Here is a 17824-nt window from a genome sequence, read left to right on the forward strand (position 1 = left end):
GTAAAAAATGGGCCGCTGCGGCGCATTCGCAGCCGACGATTCCAAAATCCGACAGGCTCCTAGGAGCCTGGCCGCAAAAGGCCCAGCGCACCTGCTCTCTTCGTCCGCGCTCAGCTACCTCCCCGCCAGCTGCAGCCGCAAACTCATGCGGTACGAAAAGCGATCCGCCGGGTGCAGGTTGACGGCCACCTCGATGGGGCGGCCCTGCGGGCCGAGGTAGCGGCGCGTGACGAGCAGGCCCGCCGAGCCGGGCTCGACCTGCAGGCGCGCGGCGGCGGCGGCGTCGAGCGTGACGGCGTCGATCTCCTGCGCGACTTCGTGGATGCGCACGCCCCACTGGCTTTCGATCAGCGTGTGCACGGGCACTTTTTGCGTGCCTATGAGCGTGCGGATGCTGCTGTAGGCGGCGTGGATGTAGATCTGCGTGAAGGCGATGGGCAGCGGGTTGTCGCCCGCATAGCGGTAGCCCGTGACCTTGAGCCAGCGCTGGCCCGGCGCGCATTGCAGCAGCTGCGCGAGCGCCGCGTCGGCGATCACGTCTTCGGCCTCGGTGGTCACGAGGCGCGTGTCCTCGGCGTATTGCTGCAAGTCAACCAGCGTGGCCGTCGATTGCACGTAGCGGCCTTCGGCGCGGCTGGCCTTGACCTGCGTGCCCACGCCGCGCTGGCGCAACACCAGGCCGCGCTCCTGCAGCTGGCGCACGGCTTCGCGCACGGTGTGGCGGCTCACGCCGAACTGCGCGCACAGCTCCATTTCGGTGGGCAAGTGGCTGCCCACGGGGTAGCGGCCCGACTGGATGTCGGCCATCAGGCGCTGCGCCACGAGCAGGTACTGCGGCGGGCTCGCGAGCAGCGGCGCGGGCGCGGCGTCTGCGGCGGGCGCTGCGTTTTCGGTAGCGGCGTCGGGCGGGGGGAGAATGGTCATGCGCGGTTTCGGCGTGGCGGGCGTGGCGGGCGTGGCGGCTTCGCGAACAGTCGCGGCGTTACGGACGCGATCCTATCCGCTTGCGCCGGCGCAGCGGCTGGCGCCGCCGCTCGCAGCGCTCACACCGCCCCTTTTTCTTCGAGCTGCGCGATGCGCTGCGCGTCGTAGCCGAGCTCGGCGAGCAGCGCCTGCGTGTGCTCGCCCAGCGTGGGCGCGATGCCGACCAGCGGCGCCTCGCCAGGGCAGCGGATCGGCGAGGCCACGGTGCGTATGCTGCCGCGCGCGGGGTGCGGCGCTTCGAGGATCAGGCCCTGCTCGTGCGCGAAGGGGTTGTCCAGCGCCTGCGCCACGTCATAGACCGGCGCGGCGGGTACCTTGCCGGCAAAGCGTGCGAGCCACTGTTCGGTGCTGGCCGTGCCAAGCACCGCGTCGAGCGCCTCGGTGAGCTGTTCGCGGTGCGCGAGCCGCGCCGCGAAGTTGGCGTAATCGGGGTGCGCGGCCCAGTCGGGGCGGTCGATGGCGGCGCACAGCGCGGGCCAGAACTTCTCTTTGTTGCACATGATGAAGATCCAACCGTCCTGCGTGCGGTAGAGCTGGCTGGGCGTGAGCGAGGGGTGGGCCGAGCGCGGCGCGCGTCCGACCTTGTGGCCCTCGTTCAGATACCAGGCAGCGACGTAGTTGAGGTTGCCCATGGCCACGTCGAACAGGCTCACGTCGATGTCGCGCCCGCGGCCCGTGCTGCGCGCTTCGATGATGCCCGCGAGCAGGCCCGTGACGGCCGTCACACCCGTCATCATGTCGATGATCGAGAGACCAAAACGCGCGGGCGGCCCGTCGGGCTCGCCCGTCACCGACAGGTAGCCGGCTTCGGCCTGCATCAGGTAGTCGTAGCCCGGCCAGGCGGTGCGCGAGCCCGTGCGCCCGTAGGCCGAGAGGTGCGCACAGACGATGCGCGGGTTGTAGGGCGCGAGCTGCGCGTAGGTCAGCCCGAGCTTTTGCGGCAGGTCGCCGCGCAGGTTGTCGAACACTGCGTCGGCGCTGCGCACGAGGTCGGCGAGCACGCTGCGCGCCTCGTCCTGCTTGAGGTTGAGCGTGAGGCTTTTCTTGTTGCGGTTGAAGGCTTCGTGGAAGTGGCTGTCGCCCGGCCCGAAGTAAAACGGCCCGACCAGGCGGCCCACGTCGCCGCCGTCGCTGGGGTTTTCGATTTTGATCACTTCGGCGCCGAGGTCGGCCAGGTGCAGGGTGCCGAACGGGCCCGCGCCGTACTGCTCGAACGAGAGGATGCGCACTCCGCGCAGGGGCAGGCTCATGCGGGGTTCCTCGCGATCAGCTGTTTGGCGATGATGATGCGCTGCATCTCGTTCGTGCCCTCGCCGATCAGCAGCAAGGGCGCATCGCGGAAGTAGCGCTCGACGTTGTATTCCTTGGAGTAGCCGTAGGCGCCGTGGATGCGCATGCTCTCGAGCGCGTTTTCCATGGCCGCCTCGGTGGCGAAGTATTTGGCCATGCCAGCTTCCATGTCGCAGCGCTCGCCGCGGTCGTAGGCGCGCGCCGCGGATTCGACCAGCAGGCGCGCGGCTTCGAGCCGCGTGGCCATTTCGCCGAGCTTGAGCTGTATCGCCTGGTGCTCGCAGATCGGCTTGCCAAAGGTCTTGCGCACCTGCGCGTAGGCCACGGCGTCCTGCAGCGCCGCGCGCGCCACGCCCACGCCGCGCGCCGCCACGTTGATGCGCCCCAGCTCCAGCCCCGCAAGGATTTGCTGCAGCCCGCGCCCTTCCACGCCGCCGATCAGCCGGTCGGCGGGGATGCGGTAGTTTTCGAACAACAGCTCGCAGGTGTCTATGCCACGGTAACCGAGCTTGTCGAGCTTGCGCACGACCTTGAAGCCCGGGCCTTTTTCGGCGATGAACAGGCTCATGCCCTTGTGCGGCGGGTCGGCCTTGGGGTCGGTCTTGACGAGCAGCGCAATGCAGTTGCCCTCGCCGCTGTTGGTGATCCAGGTCTTGGCGCCGTTGACCACGTAATGGTCGCCCTCGCGCACCGCTACGGTGCGTATGGCCTGCAGGTCGGTGCCGCAGTCGGGCTCGGTCAGACCGATGCCGCCGCGCAGCTCGCCCGTGGCAAAGCGCGGCAAAAAGGCGCGCTTTTGCGCCTCGGTGCCGTGGCGCTGCACGCACATGGACATGATGAGGTGCGAATTGACGATGCCCGAGAGCGACATCCACACCGTCGCGAGGCGCTCGACGATCTTCGCATAGGTCGAGGTCGAGAGGCCGAAGCCGCCGTATTCGGTATCGATGATGCAGCCGAACAGGCCCATCTGCTTCATCTTTTCGACGATCTCGTGCGGGTACTCGTCGGCGATCTCGAGCCGGTGCGCGTGCGGCTTGACCTCGGCCTCGATGAATTTGTCCAGGCTGTCGAGGATCAGTTTTTCGCTTTCTTGCTGTGCTGCGTTCATGAAGGGTCTTTCAGAGAGTCGAAGGGGGTTTCAGCCGCGCGCGGCCAGGCCTTCGGCGAGCTGCCGCGCGTCCAGCGCTTCCATGCCCAGCACCAGGTCGCGCAATTGCGCGGCGCGCTGCGGCGAGACGACGAGGCGCGCGTTTTCCATGAACTTTTGTTCGATGTCGGCGGCGCTCAGGGGCCGGTCGGCCGAACCGCGGTTGACCTCCTGGCGCTCGCGCAGCTCGCGCCCGTCGGTGGTGGTGACGATGACCTCGCCCGAGTAATACTTGGGGAACGGCGAGTTCGGATCGACCTCGTATTCGACGCGCTGCGCCAGCTCGAGCACCTCGGGGTCGGCCAGCGCCGCGTCCTCCAGGTGTTCGAGCCCGAAGCTGCCGCGCAGCAGCGCCGTGGCGACGATGTAGGGGATGCTGAACTGCGCGTCGTAGCTGTTTTGCGGGCGCTTTTTCGTCGCCACGGGCTCGCACACCGTCTTCACCACCTCTTGCGGCACGAGCGCGCGCACCGAGCGAATTTGCGGCGCCGTGAGCCCGTGCTGCGCGCGCAGGTGCGCCGCGGCATCGGCGCAGGCGTGCGTGAAGTGGCAGGCCGGGATGGGCTTGACGGCCACATTCATGAGCTCCCACTGCGTGCCCAGACCCGCGGTGGCGAGCGCCATGTCCATGCCCTCGGCCCAGCGGCCCAGGTGACTCTGGAACAGGCCGAAGCGCCCCTCGTAGGTGGCACGCGGGCCGACGAAGCCGTGGCGCGCAAGCGTCACCGAAGTCAAACCCGCCGCCGCGGCCCAGCCGGGGTGCATGCGCTTGGTCCAGGCGCCGTCGTTGAGGAATTCCATGCTGCCCGAGGCCGTGCTCAGCGTGATGCCCTGCGCCATCGCGAGCTGCGGCGCGCTCAGGTCGTACAGGCGCCCGCACACCAGCGTGGTGGCAAACGCGCCTATCAGCCCCGTGGGGTGAAAGCCCACCTGGTGAAAGCCGCCCTTGGCCACGGCGCCCAGGCGCGTGCCCGCCTCCATGCCGATGATGTAGGCCGTGAGCAGGTCCGCGCCGCTGCGCCCGGCCTGCGCGCCCGCGCCGAGCGCCGCGGGCAGGCAGGCAGAAGTGGCGTGGATCACGCCGGCCGAGTGCGTGTCGTCATAGTCCAGGCCGTGGATCAGGATGCCGTTCATCAGCATCGCGTCGCGCAGCTGCAGGCGCGCGGGCAGGCCGATCACCGGCACCTGCCCGAGCCCCGCGGACAAGTCGCGCACCGCCGAGAGCGCGCGCTGCGCAAATTCGTAATGCGTGGAGGCGTAGGCGATGCCCACGGCGTCGAGGATCAAATACCGGGCGCGCTCGCGCACCGGCGCCGGGATCGCCGCGCCGTCTTGCGTCGCAGTGAATTCGGCCAGGCGCTCGGCGATGGTGGGGCTGGCCGTGGAAGAAGATGCCGTCATGGCGGGGAGCCTTTCAAAAACAGGGAAAAGACCTGCGGATGCTCCTATAAAAGAAGCTGCTTACGCAGGTATATCAAGCGCTAAATGGCAATTTAATTACCAAAAATGTGATTTGCGATCGCGTTCTTCTGCGTCTGGTTCGTGCCGCCTGTGATGGTCAGCATGCGCACGTCACGCACCATGCGCTCGAGCGGCAGCAGGCCGAAGTAGCCGTAGCCGCCGAACATCTGCTGGCATTGCAGCGTGGTTTTGAGCGCCATCTCGGTCGCCTGCACCTTGGCCACCGACGACAGGCAGGGGTCTGGCTTGCCCGCGTCTATGGCCGCGAGCGCGCGGTAGCACAGCGAGCGCGCGGCCTCGATCTCTATCCACATGTCGGCCATCAGCCAGCGCAGGCCCTGCATCTCGCTGAGCAGCTGGCCGAACTGGCTGCGCACCTTCATGTAGTCGCGCGCGAGCTCGAAGGCGCCTTCGGCCACGCCCAGCGCCATCACGCCCATGCCCACGCGCGTGGCGTTATAGACCGTCAGCGGCGCGACGAAGCCCTTGGAATTCTGCGGGTCGCCCAGCGTGACCACGTTCTCGGCCGGCACGCGCACGTTGTCGAAAAAGAGCTCGTTCTCGCTCGCGCCGCGCACGCCCATTTTGTAGGGGAGCTTGCGCACCGTGAGGCCCGGGCTGTCCTTGGGCACCAGAATCGTGCCCACGCCGCGCGCGCCCTTCGAGGGACCGAAGCGCGCGTACACGAGGTGCAGGTGCGCGCGGTCACCGTAGGTGGTGAAGACCTTTTGCCCGTTGATGACGTACTCGTCGCCCTCGCGCACCGCGGTCGTGCTCACCGAGGCTGCGTCGGAGCCGGCCTGCGGCTCGGTCCAGGCAATGCTGCACTCGAGCTCGCCACTCACGAACTTGGGCACCAGCTTGGCACGCATGGCCTCGGGGCCGTAGGTGGCGATGATGCGTGGCGAGACGTTCTGCTCGTGCACGATCAGGGCCGTGGCCAAGTCAACCTTGGCGATCTCCTCGATCACGAGGTAGGTATCGACCAGCCCCAGGCCCGCGCCGCCGTATTTGGGATCGACGCTCAGGCCCGTGTAGCCGAGCTCGCACAGCAGTTTTTTGTTCTCCTCGGGGAAGGCCTCCTCGCGGTCCCAGCGCGCTGCCTTGTCTTTGAACACCTCTTGCGCGAGCTTGCGCGCAGCGTCGCGCAGCTCGACTTGCTGCGGGTTCAGTTCGAAATGCATTTTGACGGCTCCAATCGGGCATTAGCCCAGGTACAGCAAGCGTGAGGCGCTCACAATTTGTCTTCGACGCCGTGCCCGCGCTTAGGAACCAGCGCCGAGCGCACGAAGGTCATGAACACGGTGCCGTCGGCCTTCTTGCCCGTGGTGCGCACGGTCACTATGCCCTGCGTGGGGCGCGATTGCGATGCGCGCTTTTCGAGCACCTCGCTCTCGGCATAGACCGTGTCGCCGGGGTGCACGGGCGCGACGAGCTGGATTTCCTTCCAGCCGAGGTTGGCGATCGCCTTGCCGCTCACATCGGCCACGGTCATGCCGAGCACAATGGCCAGCGTGAGCCCGCTGTTGACCAGCGGCTTGCCGAATTCGCTCTTTGCCGCAAACGCATGGTCGCAGTGCATGGGGTGCTGGTTCATGGTCAGCAGGCTGAACTGGATGTTGTCGGCCTCGGTGATGGTGCGACCCGGGAAGTGCTCGTACACATCCCCCACCGCGAAGTCCTCGAAATAACGGCCCAAACTGGCCTTGTGGCGCGTGCCCTGCATGAGTTTTTGGCTCCTTGGATGTGCTCTCGAAAAACGGACATTTGAATGTCCGGACATTATGGAGTGGGATGATACATCCATTGGCTCTGCTGCGATTCCTAGGAGCCTGTCGGGCTTTGGGCGTCGAAAGCGAGAAGGCGCCCCGGCGAGGCCAGTTTTTGCCGGATTCGCCGCCCCATAGTGGTGCTATGGGGCAAGAAGACGGTAAAAAATGGGCCGCTGCGGCGCATTCGCAGCCGACGATTCCAAAGTCCGACAGGCTCCTATGGATAACCCTTACTTTCCTGGCGTGACAAGAAAAGCAATAATTGGAATCTGACCCCAATTTCTGCTGGCGCACTCCACTACCGCCCAAAAACCGCCAAATCCCCAGGCCGATCGACGTCCTGCAACACACCTTCGTCGTCCACCGGGCACAGCGTGATCGCGCCGCGCGCAGCCGCGAGGACGGCGCGTGCGCCCTCGTCGCCTTGCAGGTGGCTCAGCGCCTCGAACCAGTGCCGCCCAAAGCCCACCGGATGCCCGCGCTGCCCCTGCCAGCTCGGCGCGGCGATGGTGCGTGCGTCGCCGCGCAGCAGGGCGTCGCGCACGGCGGCGTAGCTCGGGGGGGCGATGCGCGGCATGTCGGCGAGCGCGACGAGCCAGCCGCGCGCCTGCGCCGTCGCGCGCACGCCGCAGGCCAGGCTGTGGCCCATGCCCTGCGCGGCTTCGGGGCATTCGATGGCGGTGCAACCTGCTTGGCTGAGCAGGGCCGCGAGCGCGGTCTGGCCCGGGCGCACCACGGCGACGCAGGTGCCGCCCACCGGCGCGAGTGCGGCGACCAGCGCACGCGCCGCGGCCTGCGCCATCGGCTGGCCGTCGGGCAAGGCGTGCAGCAGCTTGTCGCCACCAAAGCGCCGCCCCATGCCCGCGGCGAGCAGCACGCCGGCGATGGCGCCGGCGGCGGGCGCTGGCTCAGGCATGGTGTGCGCCTAGCGGGACGAAACGGCCCGAACCGCCAAGGCACAGGAATGGCTGCGTCCGCATCGGTCACATCAACTTGTCAGACCAGGCAGCCCCATCAAGCCGCCAGCTCGCCCGTGCGCAGCGGCAGCCGCGTGAGCCACTTGCCTGTGGCCGCGGCGATGGCGTTGGCCAGTGCGGGGGCGAGCGGGGGTACGGGTGGCTCGCCCATGCCCGTGGGCGCTGCGGCCGAGGGAACGATGTGGGTTTCGACCTTGGGCATTTCGTTGATGCGCAGAATCGGGTACTGGTCGAAGTTGCCCTGCTCCACGCGCCCTTCCTTGAGCGTGATTTCGCCATACAGCGCGGCCGACAGGGCAAAGCCGATGCCGCCCTCGACCTGCGAGCGCACGTTGTCGGGGTTGATGGCCACGCCGCAATCGACCGCGCAGACCACGCGGTCCACCTTCAGGCTGCCGTCCTTTGCCACCGTGACTTCGACCACCTGCGCCACGTAGGAGCGGAAGGATTCGTGCACGGCCACGCCGCGCCCGCGGCGCTCGCCGGCCTTGCCCGGGGCGAGTGGCTGGCCCCAACCGGCTTTTTCGGCAGCGAGCTTGAGCACACCCGCGTGGCGCGGATGCGCGGCGAGCAGCTCCAGGCGCAGCGCCACCGGGTCTTTGCCCGCGGCCTTGGCCACCTGGTCGAGGAAAACCTCGGTCGAATACGCCGTGTGCGTCGAGCCCACCGAGCGCCACCAGAGCACCGGCACGGGGATGTCCTCGGGCGTGTGCAGCTCCACCTGCAGGTTCGGGATCGCGTAGGGCAGGCTGGAGGCGCCCTCGACCGAGGTCGCGTCGATGCCGTTCTTGACCATCATGGGCTCCATGGCCGAGCCCTTCATGATCGACTGACCCACGAGCCGGTGCCGCCAGGCCACGAGGCGCCCTTGCGCATCGAGCGCCGCTTCGAGGCGGTGATGGTTCAGCGGCCGGTAGTAGGCGGCGCGCATGTCGTCCTCTCGCAGCCAGACCATTTTGACCGGCGCGCGCCCGCCCGTGGCCTTGACGATCTGCGCGGCCTCGAGCACGTAGTCGGCGCTCTTGCTCGCGCGCCGGCCAAAGCTGCCGCCCGCGTAGAGCATGTGGATGATGACCTTTTCAGGCGCGATGCCGAACAGCGCCGCGAGCGCGTACTGGTCGCCCGTGTGCATCTGCTCGCCGTTCCACACCTCGCACTGCTGGCCGTCGAACTGCACCACGCAGTTCATGGGCTCCATGGCGGCGTGGGCCAGATACGGAAAATCGAACTCCGCCGTCAGCACCTTGGCAGCCTGCGCCAGCGCGGGCTCGACCTGGCCTTCGCTGCGCGCCACGGCGCCGGGTTTTTTCGCGAGCTCGCGGTAGCGCGCCAGGATTTCCTCGCTGCCGAGCTTGAAGGCGGCGCTTTCGTCCCAGGTGACCGAGAGCGCGTCGCGCCCTTTCTTGGCGCTCCAGGTGTCGCGCGCGAGCACGGCCACGCCTTGCGGAATCTGCACCACATCGACCACGCCCTTGACGGCCTTGGCGCGACCCGCGTCGAACGACTTGACGGTGGCGCCAAAGCGCGGCGGGTGCGCGACCACAGCCACGAGCATGCCGGGCAGGTGCACGTCCTGCGTGAAGCGCGCCTTGCCGTTGACCTTTTCGGCCGTGTCCTTGCGCGGCGCGACCTTGCCGATCAGCGTGAAATCCTTCGGGTCTTTGAGGCGCACGTTGCCCGGCACGGCCTCGGCCGCTGCCGCCTGCGCGAGCTGGCCAAAGCGCGCCTTGCGGCCGCTGGCGGGGTGGCTCACCACGCCCTGGCGCACCTGGATCTGCTCGGCCGGCACCTGCCACTGGCGCGCGGCGGCGGCCACGAGCATGGCGCGCGCCGTGGCGCCGGCCTTGCGCATTTGCTCCCACGAGTTGGCCATGGCCGTGCTGCCGCCCGTGCCCTGCGCCGGGCCCCACAGCAGGTTGTTGTAGCGCTTGGCGTCGGCGGGCGCACCTTCCACGCGCACCGTCGCCCAGTCGGCGTCGAGCTCGTCGGCCAGGATGGTCGCGAGCCCCGTGTAGGTGCCCTGGCCCATTTCCAGGTGTTTGGAAATCACCGTGACCGTATCGTCGCTGCCGATGCGCACGAAGGCATTGGGCTCAAAATTGGCACCAGCGCTTGCTGCGCCTGCGCTGGCAGCTATTGCCTTGGGAGCGCCTGCGGCCAGCGCGCCAGGCAGGCTGAAGCCCAGCGTCAGGCCCGCGGCAGTGCCCTGCACGAAGCGCCGGCGGCTCAGGTTGTGGATGGTGGTGTCGGGCATGGTGATCTCCTTCAGGCCAGGCTTTTCGCGGCTTCGTGGATGGCGGCGCGGATGCGCTGGTAGGTCGCGCAGCGGCACAGGTTGCCGGCCATGGCGCTGTCGATGTCGGCGTCGCTGGGCTTGCGGTTGGTGGCCAGCAGCGCCACGGCGCTCATCACCTGGCCCGATTGGCAGTAGCCGCACTGCACCACGTCGAGCTTGCGCCAGGCCGCCTGCACGGCGCGGCCGATGCGATCTTGCTCCATCGCCTCTACGGTGCTGACCTTGTGCCCTGCAGCGGCGGACACGGGCGTCATGCAGGCGCGCGAAGGCACGCCGTCGATGTGCACCGTGCAGGCACCGCACAGCGCCTGGCCGCAGCCGTATTTGGTACCGGTGAGCTGCAAGGTGTCGCGCAGCACCCACAGCAGCGGGGTATCGGGCGCGACATCGACCTGATGCCGCTGGCCGTTGACGGTAAGTTGGATCATGGTGGTGGACTCCGAGAGGGGTGTAATCAAAGCGAAGATCAAAGCAAAGTGCGGCACAGCCTGCACAGCCGCGCGGCATCTAGTGGCCCAGCAGAATAGCGCAAGGCGTGCAGAATTTCAGCGTGGGGGCTGCATGTCCCTGCAAACTTGCCAGGGGGTCAGGCAGACCTTCCGTGGTTCCAAAAGTGTGTTGACGCCATCCGCTGCCGCCTCGACAGCTCCGGCGACGTAGCCTGGAAACTGCGGTGACCACTCGCTGGCGATGCCCATGATTCGGTTCTGCCAGGGGCCTTCGGGCACCGACGCATCCGGCGCTTCCGCGTGCTGGCCCGCGCCATCCTGATCCGCATCGGTGGCCGTCCAAGGATCGGCAGCCCAATCTTTGATGAAATCCGCCAGAGGGGTTGCCGCACCTTCGCCAAACAGCCGCGTCAACTGGGCGCGGCAGTGCGTGCGCAATACATCCTCGGGGACACCCCGGCGCACACGGGCCGGAACGCCAAAGAAGCCAAACAGCGCCGCACCGCCACCGGGCATCGAGGCATCATGCATTTCCGCCAGCGGCCCTCTGCTGCTGCGCGCTTCACCAGACAGCCCCTGCGCACGCCAGAATGGCGCGTCGTAATGGACAAGGTACTTGGCGTGCGGCGCCATCCAGGTCGCCGTACCGCGCCATGCGCGCACCAGCGGTTCGGGGAGCATTGGCAGGAAGTCGATCCGTGCCAGCGCCAGGCGCGGCGGCACGGCCAGAAGCACATGCTCGACCCGGTAGGTGCTGGGCTGCCCTTGGGCGTTCTCGGCCTCCAGTTCCACCTGACGGCCATCGCTGCGCAGACGGAGCACGCGCTGGCCGAGCAGGAGATTTCCCGGAGTCAGCCTCCGGCGCAAGGCATCAACCAGCGTGCCCATCCCTCCCAGCAAACGCATGGACGGCGGTGCGCAGGCGTAGCCGCGCACGCGCGCTGGTGTCGCGTTCTGCGTGTGCTCGACAAGCATGTCTCCGTCTTCGGGCTGTGCAAAGCGCTCCAGCCCCAGACTGGCGATGAGCCGATCGAGTTGCGGCTGGTAGGCAGGCCAAAACCACGTCGGCCCAAGGTCAAAGCGATCCATGGGAGAGGCGCCCTCGGCTACCGGCGTAGATGCAATTCGCCCGCCCCACACGTCCCGAGCCTCCAGAACCACATAGTCATGGACGCCTTTTTGCTCCAGCAAATACGCTGCGTACAGGCCCGAAAGACCGCCTCCCACGATGGCGATGCGTGTTGTTTGCATGATCAGACCTTGATCGGCGTTTCGCCAAGGCGCCCGATCTTGAGATAGACGGTCGTTCCGTGGGTACCGGCCACGAACTCGGGGTACTGTCCTGCGGGTAAGCGTATCCAACTTCCGCGCTCGTAGGATTCCCCTTGCGCCACCACATTCCCGGTCAGTACCAGCAGTTCGGCCCCCTCCACCGGCACGGTCACTATGGCTTCACCCGGTGCCAGTCTTTGCAGGCTGGTCTGCTCCACTTCGTCCGAGAACAGCGGACAAACCTCGCGGCCATTTTCGCTATGCCAGGATGATGCGGCCCGCGTGTCGATACGCACGGCTTGTCGTTCGTGCGCCTGCATCTGCAGGAGCTTGACGAAGATAACGGCGCCCTCCTGGCTGGAAGGTTGGTGGCTGGAGCCGGGCGGGTTGCGCAGATACCAGCCCGCCCGGTAGTGCCTGCCGTCTTCCGAGAAAACGCCGGACAACACGAGGATCTCCTCTCCGCCGGGATGCTGGTGGGGAGGAAAGTGGGAGCCCGGTGCATAACGCACGATGCTGGTTGCGCGCGCTTTCTCGGCTCCCACGCGATCCAGCATCACGCGCTCGACGCCCCCTTGCGGCGAAGGAACCCATTGGTACTGGCGGGGCACCACGACGGCACGGCGTGAGAAGTCGGCATTGATCAGCATAAAGCGCTTCCGTGGTGAAGTGGACATTCTCGGCTGCGCTGAAAAACCGCAGCCATGATGCCCCTTGCGCCTTCCTTGGGGGGTTGCGCGCGGGCTTCGAGCACGCGCACTGAATACGCAATTTTCCTCAATTGCGCCCCGCCATCACGCCGCCGTCCACGTCCCAGACTGCGCCGGTCACCCAGCTCGTCTTGTCCGAGAGCAGGAAGACGACGACCTCCGCGACGTCCTGCGGCGTGCCAACGCGTCCGATAGGGTGAAAGCCGTTGAATCCTTGTAACGCATCATGCACCTGCGCCTTGGGGATGAAGCCCTCATAAATCGGCGTTTCGACCACGGCCGGCGACACCGCGTTGACGCGGATATGCTTTGGCGCAAGCTCCATCGCCAAGTGTTGGGTCAAGGAGTGCAAGCCCGCCTTGGCCATCGAATAGGCCGAAGATGGGGTCGCCGCAATGGCCTGCTTCGCCCACATCGAGCCGATATTGACGATGGCGCCGGGCTTGCCCTTGGCGACAAGGTTGCTGGCGACCTTCTGCGTGATGAAGAAGAACGCCTTGTTCAACTTCATATATTGGTCATAGTCGGCTTCCGAGTGCTCCAGGAAGGGCTTCGGTAAAAACACACCGGCAGAATTCACCAGCAGGTCGATGTCGGGGTGCTGCTCGTCGATGGACGTGCGCAGTGCGGCAACATCCTCGTCACGGGTCAGGTCGGCGGTCAGCGCCCACACTTGGCCTAGCGCAGCCAATTCCTTGCGCGCGGCCTCGGTCTTCTCGGGGCGCTGGCCCACGATCACCGCACTGCCGCCTTCAGCAATGACCATCCGGGCCGTCTGAAGGCCCATCCCGCTCGTTCCGCCGACGACCAGCAGCTTCTTGCCCTTGAATTGATTGCTCATATGAACTCCCTGTTTGCCCACCGACTGATGGGCGTCGGTTACAGACCATGGGACAGGCGGCTCATGCCCGTGCCCGCACCTATGCAACTACCCGCGCTTTTTCTCCGATCGAGGGCGCCGCTCATCGAGACCGACTTGATCTGCAAGAAAACCTATGCGTGCCAGTTATTGCCGGACATGACCGCATTGGATTGCAAGCCGCAATGTCTTCTCAATGTTGATGAATTTTTCTCTGATTCCGTGCTGAAGACAAATGAGATAAAGTGTTTGCAATAGAAAGAAATTCTTTATCGTTATGAAGTCGCCCGTCCATCTGAACGCCCTTCGAGCCTTTGAAGCCAGTGCCCGGCACCAGAGCTTCTCGGCCGCTGCGCAGGAACTCAACGTCACGCCCGCGGCCGTCGGCCAACTCGTTCGCGGCTTGGAGGACTGGCTTGGCACACCGCTGTTCATCAGAAGCACGAGCGGCAAAGCCCGGCTTGTGACCACGGATGCGGCATTGCGCGCTCTGCCTGACGTCCGGGCCGGCTTCGACAGGCTGGCCTTGGGGCTGGAGAAGCTGCGAGAGGGCGTCGTTGGCGACGTGTTGACCATTACCGTCAGTCCCGCATTCGCCGCCAAGTGGCTGCTGCCGCGCTTCGAGCGGTTCCAGGCTATCTGCCGCGATACGGATGTGCGCCTTGAAACCAGTCTCAAGCCGGTCGACTTCGTAGCCCGGCGTGTGGATGTGGGGGTGCGCTACGGAACTGGTATGTGGCCGGGTTTGACGGCAGAGAAGCTTATGGGAGAGGAGGTTTTCCCCGTCTGCTCTCCTGAACTGCTTCGACAGCATGGGCATTTGCAAACGCCGATGGAGCTTGGCGATGTCACGCTCATCCACGATCTGTCGATGGACGGCGACGTGGGCTTCCCAACATGGGAAAAATGGTTCGCCAAGGCCAACGTCGTTCGATTGACCACCTCGCGCGGCATGAAGATCAATAACTCGGCGGCAGTCTTACAGGCGGCGATCGAGGGGCGCGGTGTGGCCCTTGCGCGCAGCGTCATGGCGCATGACGACCTGGCTGCGGGCAGATTGGTGCGGCTGTTCGCGGAGGTTCGGTTCGAGTCCGAACTGGCTTATTACGTCGTTTATCGCCCCGAGTGCGCCAATTTGCCAAGGGTCGTCGCTTTCCGGGATTGGCTGAGGAACGAGGCGGCATCGCAAAGCGGGTAGATATGCCCATACATTTCCCGTCCTCGGCTGCCATCTACAAACTGGTGTAGGTGGACGCAAAAGATAAGAATTTTGCTCTTTGAAAATCAATGAGTTACCGCCGCCAGCGACTCATAAAGCGAGAAAAATGGACTCATAAACTGAGAAATTTTTCCATCGGGCGGTGTGCTGCCATCAAGGCACTGAACGGTCAGCGACCGTAACCCATAGCGTCATTCGAGCGCTCAAAAAATCTATATGTTCATGGCAAACGATTCGGAGGTTCGAATCCAAGGCCAGGCAGCGGAACTTGTGCGGCCACTATTTGGATGTGTCGGCTTGTGCGACGACTTGAGTGCTGGGCAACCTTAAGACACTCAGTGGCTCAAAACGTCCGATGTCAATGGGTCAGGCGCCCCGCCGAAGTAGGTGTTCAGGAGGCTGTCAGCCACTGCTGGATTTCAGCCTTGGTGGGGATGCGGCCGCTTGCGACTACCTTGTCATTGATGACCAGCGCTGGCGTGGACAGGATGTCGTAGGACATGATGGCCTTCATGTCGGTGATTTTCTCGAAGTCGGCCTCCACCGCTACAGTGGACGCCGCATCGCGTGCAACTGCCTCCAGCTTCTTGCAGTTGGCACAGCCAGAACCCAGGATTTTGATTTTCAACATCGCTTCTCCTTGTGTGAAACATCTTCAAGTGTCTGTGGCTGCTCTCGCCTGACGGCGATGCAACGCCATCAACAAGGCACCCAGCACGGCAACAAAGCCCAGCAAACCCATCGTGAGTCGTAAAACGGACATGCCATCGACCCACGAACCATAAAGCAAACCGGCAGCCACGCTGAACATGGCGACCAGACCAACGTAGGCGAAGGTCTTCTTCCTACCAATCACGGCAATGACCATCAGGATGCTTTGCAAGCTCAGCTCAGGGTCGGCCATGAGATAGGCCAGCAGCGGACCCGGGTGCATGCCCAAGTCCAGGAACATCTTGGCGACAGGCACTTCGACGAGCGTGGGGAAGTACATGAAAACGCCGAACACCACGGCAACCATGTTGGCCGTGACGCTGTTGGAGCCAGCCAGCGTCTCAATCCACTCAGGTCGGATGATTTGACGCACCACGCCCACAATAAAGACCCCCACCACCAGCAGACCAAAAATCTGCTTCACAAAACGCCACGACTCCCAAAGCCAGGAGTTCCGGTCATCCGGTTCAAGGGTGCGGGCGTAATGCCAGACTGCCCATAGGCAGGCTGCCACCGCGAACAACCGGCCGGTGATACCTATCTCCAAGCCACCCGTATGCGGGGTGAACTTCAAGGCCGCCACCAACAAGGTGGCGGCAGTCAAACCCAGGGTCACCGATGTCCACCGGTTGGGGCCTTCAATGATGTCCTCCAAGCCTTTCCATGCGGTCAGCGCAATGGCCAGCAACAGCACAATCAGCATGGAGCCCTGGAAAGTCACGCCTTCCTCGCCCTTGGCTGCGTCGAACGGCACCCAACTGAACAATGTGGCCTGCCAGGCCTCCGCCCAACCCAGGGGCAGGGTCACGGTGGCAACTGTGCTGGTTAGCGGCCACAGCTTGAGGGTTCCGGCAATGAGCAGGGCCACCATCGAGAGCAACAATCCAGTAGCTGCAGTCCCGATGCTAGCCTTCTCGGCAAAGAGCGCGTCGGTTTGCGCATCGTGGGTGGCATCATCCCGCCAGAACAGCATGGCCATCAACAAACCAATGCCGATGCCAAAGAGCAAGCACAACAACAAACGGGCGAATGCGAACTCCACACCCAGGATACTGCCGGTGTACGCCAACGCCATGATGTTGCCGGCGGGCGCAAAGAACAGGAAGGTGATGGCGGGTCCGATACCCGCCCCCTTGCGATAAATGCCCCCGAACAATGGGACGATGGTGCAGGAGCACACTGCCAACAACGAGCCCGCCGCGGCCGCAGCGGGGTAGGACACATACGCGGGCGTGTTGCGACCGAGCCAGCGGGTGATACTGGCCTTGGGTATCAGCGCAGCCATGGCTCCCGCGATAAAAAACGCAGGCACAAGGCACAGCAGCACATGCGCTGCCAAATAGGCAGCCAGGTTGCCAGCGCCACCACCCAACAAGTGCAAGACGTAGTCCATGGGTCCCTCTTTGTTTACTGATGACAACCGCGCAGCAGATTGACCCAGGTTCAACCTACTCCCAAGTGTGTCATGTAGCCTTGGTCAGATTAACCCGTTTGGACAGTTCCTCGGCCGTTTCCTTGCGCTCACTGTAGCGGTCCACCAAGTACGGCGACACATCGCGCGTCAGCCATGTGAATTTCACGAGCTCTTCCATCACGTCGACCACGCGGTCGTAGTAGCTCGACGGCTTCATCCTGTCATTGGCATCAAATTCCTGAAAGGCCTTGGCTACCGATGACTGGTTTGGGATAGTCAGCATGCGCATCCACCGTCCCAGCACCCGCATCTGGTTCACCGCGTTAAAAGATTGGCTGCCGCCACACACCTGCATCACTGCCAAGGTCTTGCCCTGCGTGGGGCGTACAGCGCCTGCTGAGAGCGGAATCCAGTCAATCTGCGCCTTCATGATGCCCGTCATCGCACCGTGGCGCTCTGGCGAACACCACACCATGCCTTCGGCCCACTGCGCCAGGTTTCGCAGCTCTTGCACCTTGGGGTGACTGTCAGGCGCATCGTCAGGCAGGGGCAAGCCGCTGGGATTGAAGATTTTGGTCTCTGCACCCATGGCCTGGAGCAGGCGAGCGGCCTCTTCAACCAACAATCGGCTGAACGACCGCTCCCGCAACGAACCGTACAGCAGTAGGATGCGTGGCGGATGGTTGGAGCGGACCGGGTTGGCAAACCGCTCTGGGTCTGGCACCCGAAAATGCTCAGGCGCAGTTGCGGGCAAGTCTGTCAGTGGCTTTGTCGAGGACTTAGACATGTTGACCACCCTTCCCCACAACGACTTCGCCGTCTTCTTTCGTGAAGGGCCCCTGTTGTGGGTTGGGCAGGATGTCCAGCACCAGCTCCGACGGCCGACACAGGCGCACACCCAACGGTGTCTTGACGATGGGCCGTTGTATCAAGATGGGATGCTGTTCAATGGCGTCAAGCAACTGTGCGTCGGTCAGTGCCGGGTTGCCAAGGCCAAGTTCATCGTAGGGCGTTCCCTTCTGGCGCAGCGCATCGCGCAGGCTGATGCCCATGGCTGCCACCAAAGCCAACAGTTCTTCGCGGCTGGGCGGTGTCTTGAGGTACTCGATGACCTGCGGCTCCACACCGCTGTTGCGAATCATGGCCAGGGTGTTGCGCGAAGTGCCGCACTTAGGGTTGTGATAAATCGTGATGTCGGTCACCTCTGGGAATCTTTCAACAACTGCGTCAGCAATCTCTCACTAACTTGGCACGGATCTC

General features: G+C 64.8%; 18 protein-coding genes. 2 read left to right on the forward strand and 16 right to left on the reverse strand.

Annotation, left to right across the window (positions count from 1 at the left end):
• Positions 1-114: 114 nt before the first annotated feature.
• The 6 genes from FK527_RS04000 to FK527_RS04025 all read right to left on the reverse strand — a co-directional run bounded on the left by FK527_RS04000 (position 115) and on the right by FK527_RS04025 (position 6611).
• On the reverse strand, positions 115-924 hold the full coding sequence (locus FK527_RS04000; protein WP_144730075.1) for a GntR family transcriptional regulator: 810 nt from the start codon (positions 922-924) through the stop codon (positions 115-117).
• A 119-nt stretch (positions 925-1043) separates the two neighbouring features.
• Complete coding sequence (locus FK527_RS04005) at positions 1044-2234, reverse strand: CaiB/BaiF CoA transferase family protein (RefSeq protein ID WP_144730078.1); 1191 nt, start codon at positions 2232-2234, stop codon at positions 1044-1046.
• Positions 2231-3385, reverse strand: coding sequence for an acyl-CoA dehydrogenase family protein (locus FK527_RS04010; RefSeq protein WP_144730081.1), 1155 nt, complete (start codon positions 3383-3385; stop codon positions 2231-2233). The genes FK527_RS04005 and FK527_RS04010 overlap by 4 nt, the downstream gene beginning before the upstream one ends.
• Positions 3386-3415: 30 nt before the next feature.
• A complete protein-coding gene (locus FK527_RS04015; protein ID WP_144730084.1) occupies positions 3416-4825 on the reverse strand; it encodes an MmgE/PrpD family protein in 1410 nt (469 codons plus the stop codon).
• A 92-nt stretch (positions 4826-4917) separates the two neighbouring features.
• Positions 4918-6069 (reverse strand): acyl-CoA dehydrogenase family protein, encoded by a 1152-nt coding sequence (locus FK527_RS04020; protein ID WP_144730087.1) that lies wholly within the window; start codon positions 6067-6069, stop codon positions 4918-4920.
• 50 nt (positions 6070-6119) lie between these two features.
• Complete coding sequence (locus FK527_RS04025) at positions 6120-6611, reverse strand: MaoC family dehydratase (RefSeq protein WP_144730090.1); 492 nt, start codon at positions 6609-6611, stop codon at positions 6120-6122.
• Positions 6612-6679: 68 nt separating this feature from the next.
• Between FK527_RS04025 and FK527_RS04030 the strand changes: the two genes are divergently transcribed.
• Complete coding sequence (locus FK527_RS04030) at positions 6680-6904, forward strand: hypothetical protein (RefSeq protein WP_144730093.1); 225 nt, start codon at positions 6680-6682, stop codon at positions 6902-6904.
• Between the two features lie 51 nt (positions 6905-6955).
• Here the strand turns inward: FK527_RS04030 and FK527_RS04035 are convergent, their stop codons facing one another.
• The 6 genes from FK527_RS04035 to FK527_RS04060 all read right to left on the reverse strand — a co-directional run bounded on the left by FK527_RS04035 (position 6956) and on the right by FK527_RS04060 (position 13202).
• On the reverse strand, positions 6956-7573 hold the full coding sequence (locus tag FK527_RS04035; RefSeq protein ID WP_144730096.1) for a nucleotidyltransferase family protein: 618 nt from the start codon (positions 7571-7573) through the stop codon (positions 6956-6958).
• A gap of 98 nt (positions 7574-7671) precedes the next feature.
• Entirely contained in the window at positions 7672-9888 is a 2217-nt protein-coding gene (locus tag FK527_RS04040) for a xanthine dehydrogenase family protein molybdopterin-binding subunit (RefSeq protein ID WP_144730099.1), read from the reverse strand.
• A gap of 11 nt (positions 9889-9899) precedes the next feature.
• Entirely contained in the window at positions 9900-10358 is a 459-nt protein-coding gene (locus tag FK527_RS04045) for a (2Fe-2S)-binding protein (protein WP_144730102.1), read from the reverse strand.
• Positions 10359-10475: 117 nt separating this feature from the next.
• The gene (locus FK527_RS04050; RefSeq protein ID WP_186298380.1) at positions 10476-11630 is read right to left on the reverse strand and encodes a flavin monoamine oxidase family protein; all 1155 of its coding nucleotides are present in this window, start codon (positions 11628-11630) and stop codon (positions 10476-10478) included.
• Between the two features lie 2 nt (positions 11631-11632).
• Complete coding sequence (locus tag FK527_RS04055) at positions 11633-12301, reverse strand: cupin domain-containing protein (protein WP_144730105.1); 669 nt, start codon at positions 12299-12301, stop codon at positions 11633-11635.
• A gap of 127 nt (positions 12302-12428) precedes the next feature.
• Positions 12429-13202 (reverse strand): SDR family NAD(P)-dependent oxidoreductase, encoded by a 774-nt coding sequence (locus FK527_RS04060; protein ID WP_144730108.1) that lies wholly within the window; start codon positions 13200-13202, stop codon positions 12429-12431.
• A gap of 295 nt (positions 13203-13497) precedes the next feature.
• Here FK527_RS04060 and gcvA point away from each other — a divergent pair, with 295 nt between their 5' ends.
• Positions 13498-14418, forward strand: coding sequence for a transcriptional regulator GcvA (gene gcvA / locus FK527_RS04065; RefSeq protein ID WP_144730111.1), 921 nt, complete (start codon positions 13498-13500; stop codon positions 14416-14418).
• A gap of 412 nt (positions 14419-14830) precedes the next feature.
• Here the strand turns inward: gcvA and FK527_RS04070 are convergent, their stop codons facing one another.
• From FK527_RS04070 to arsC, 4 genes are all read right to left on the reverse strand, one after another.
• On the reverse strand, positions 14831-15070 hold the full coding sequence (locus tag FK527_RS04070) for a thioredoxin family protein (RefSeq protein WP_144730114.1): 240 nt from the start codon (positions 15068-15070) through the stop codon (positions 14831-14833).
• A gap of 24 nt (positions 15071-15094) precedes the next feature.
• The gene (locus FK527_RS04075; protein ID WP_144730117.1) at positions 15095-16543 is read right to left on the reverse strand and encodes a permease; all 1449 of its coding nucleotides are present in this window, start codon (positions 16541-16543) and stop codon (positions 15095-15097) included.
• A 70-nt stretch (positions 16544-16613) separates the two neighbouring features.
• A complete protein-coding gene (arsH, locus tag FK527_RS04080) occupies positions 16614-17351 on the reverse strand; it encodes an arsenical resistance protein ArsH (protein ID WP_144730120.1) in 738 nt (245 codons plus the stop codon).
• Positions 17344-17766, reverse strand: a complete 423-nt coding sequence (gene arsC, locus FK527_RS04085) for an arsenate reductase (glutaredoxin) (protein ID WP_144730123.1) — start codon at positions 17764-17766, stop codon at positions 17344-17346. The genes arsH and arsC overlap by 8 nt, the downstream gene beginning before the upstream one ends.
• Between the last annotated feature and the right edge of the window lie 58 nt (positions 17767-17824).

The organism is Extensimonas perlucida (assembly GCF_007655255.1).
GTDB classification, from domain to species: domain Bacteria; phylum Pseudomonadota; class Gammaproteobacteria; order Burkholderiales; family Burkholderiaceae_C; genus Extensimonas; species Extensimonas perlucida.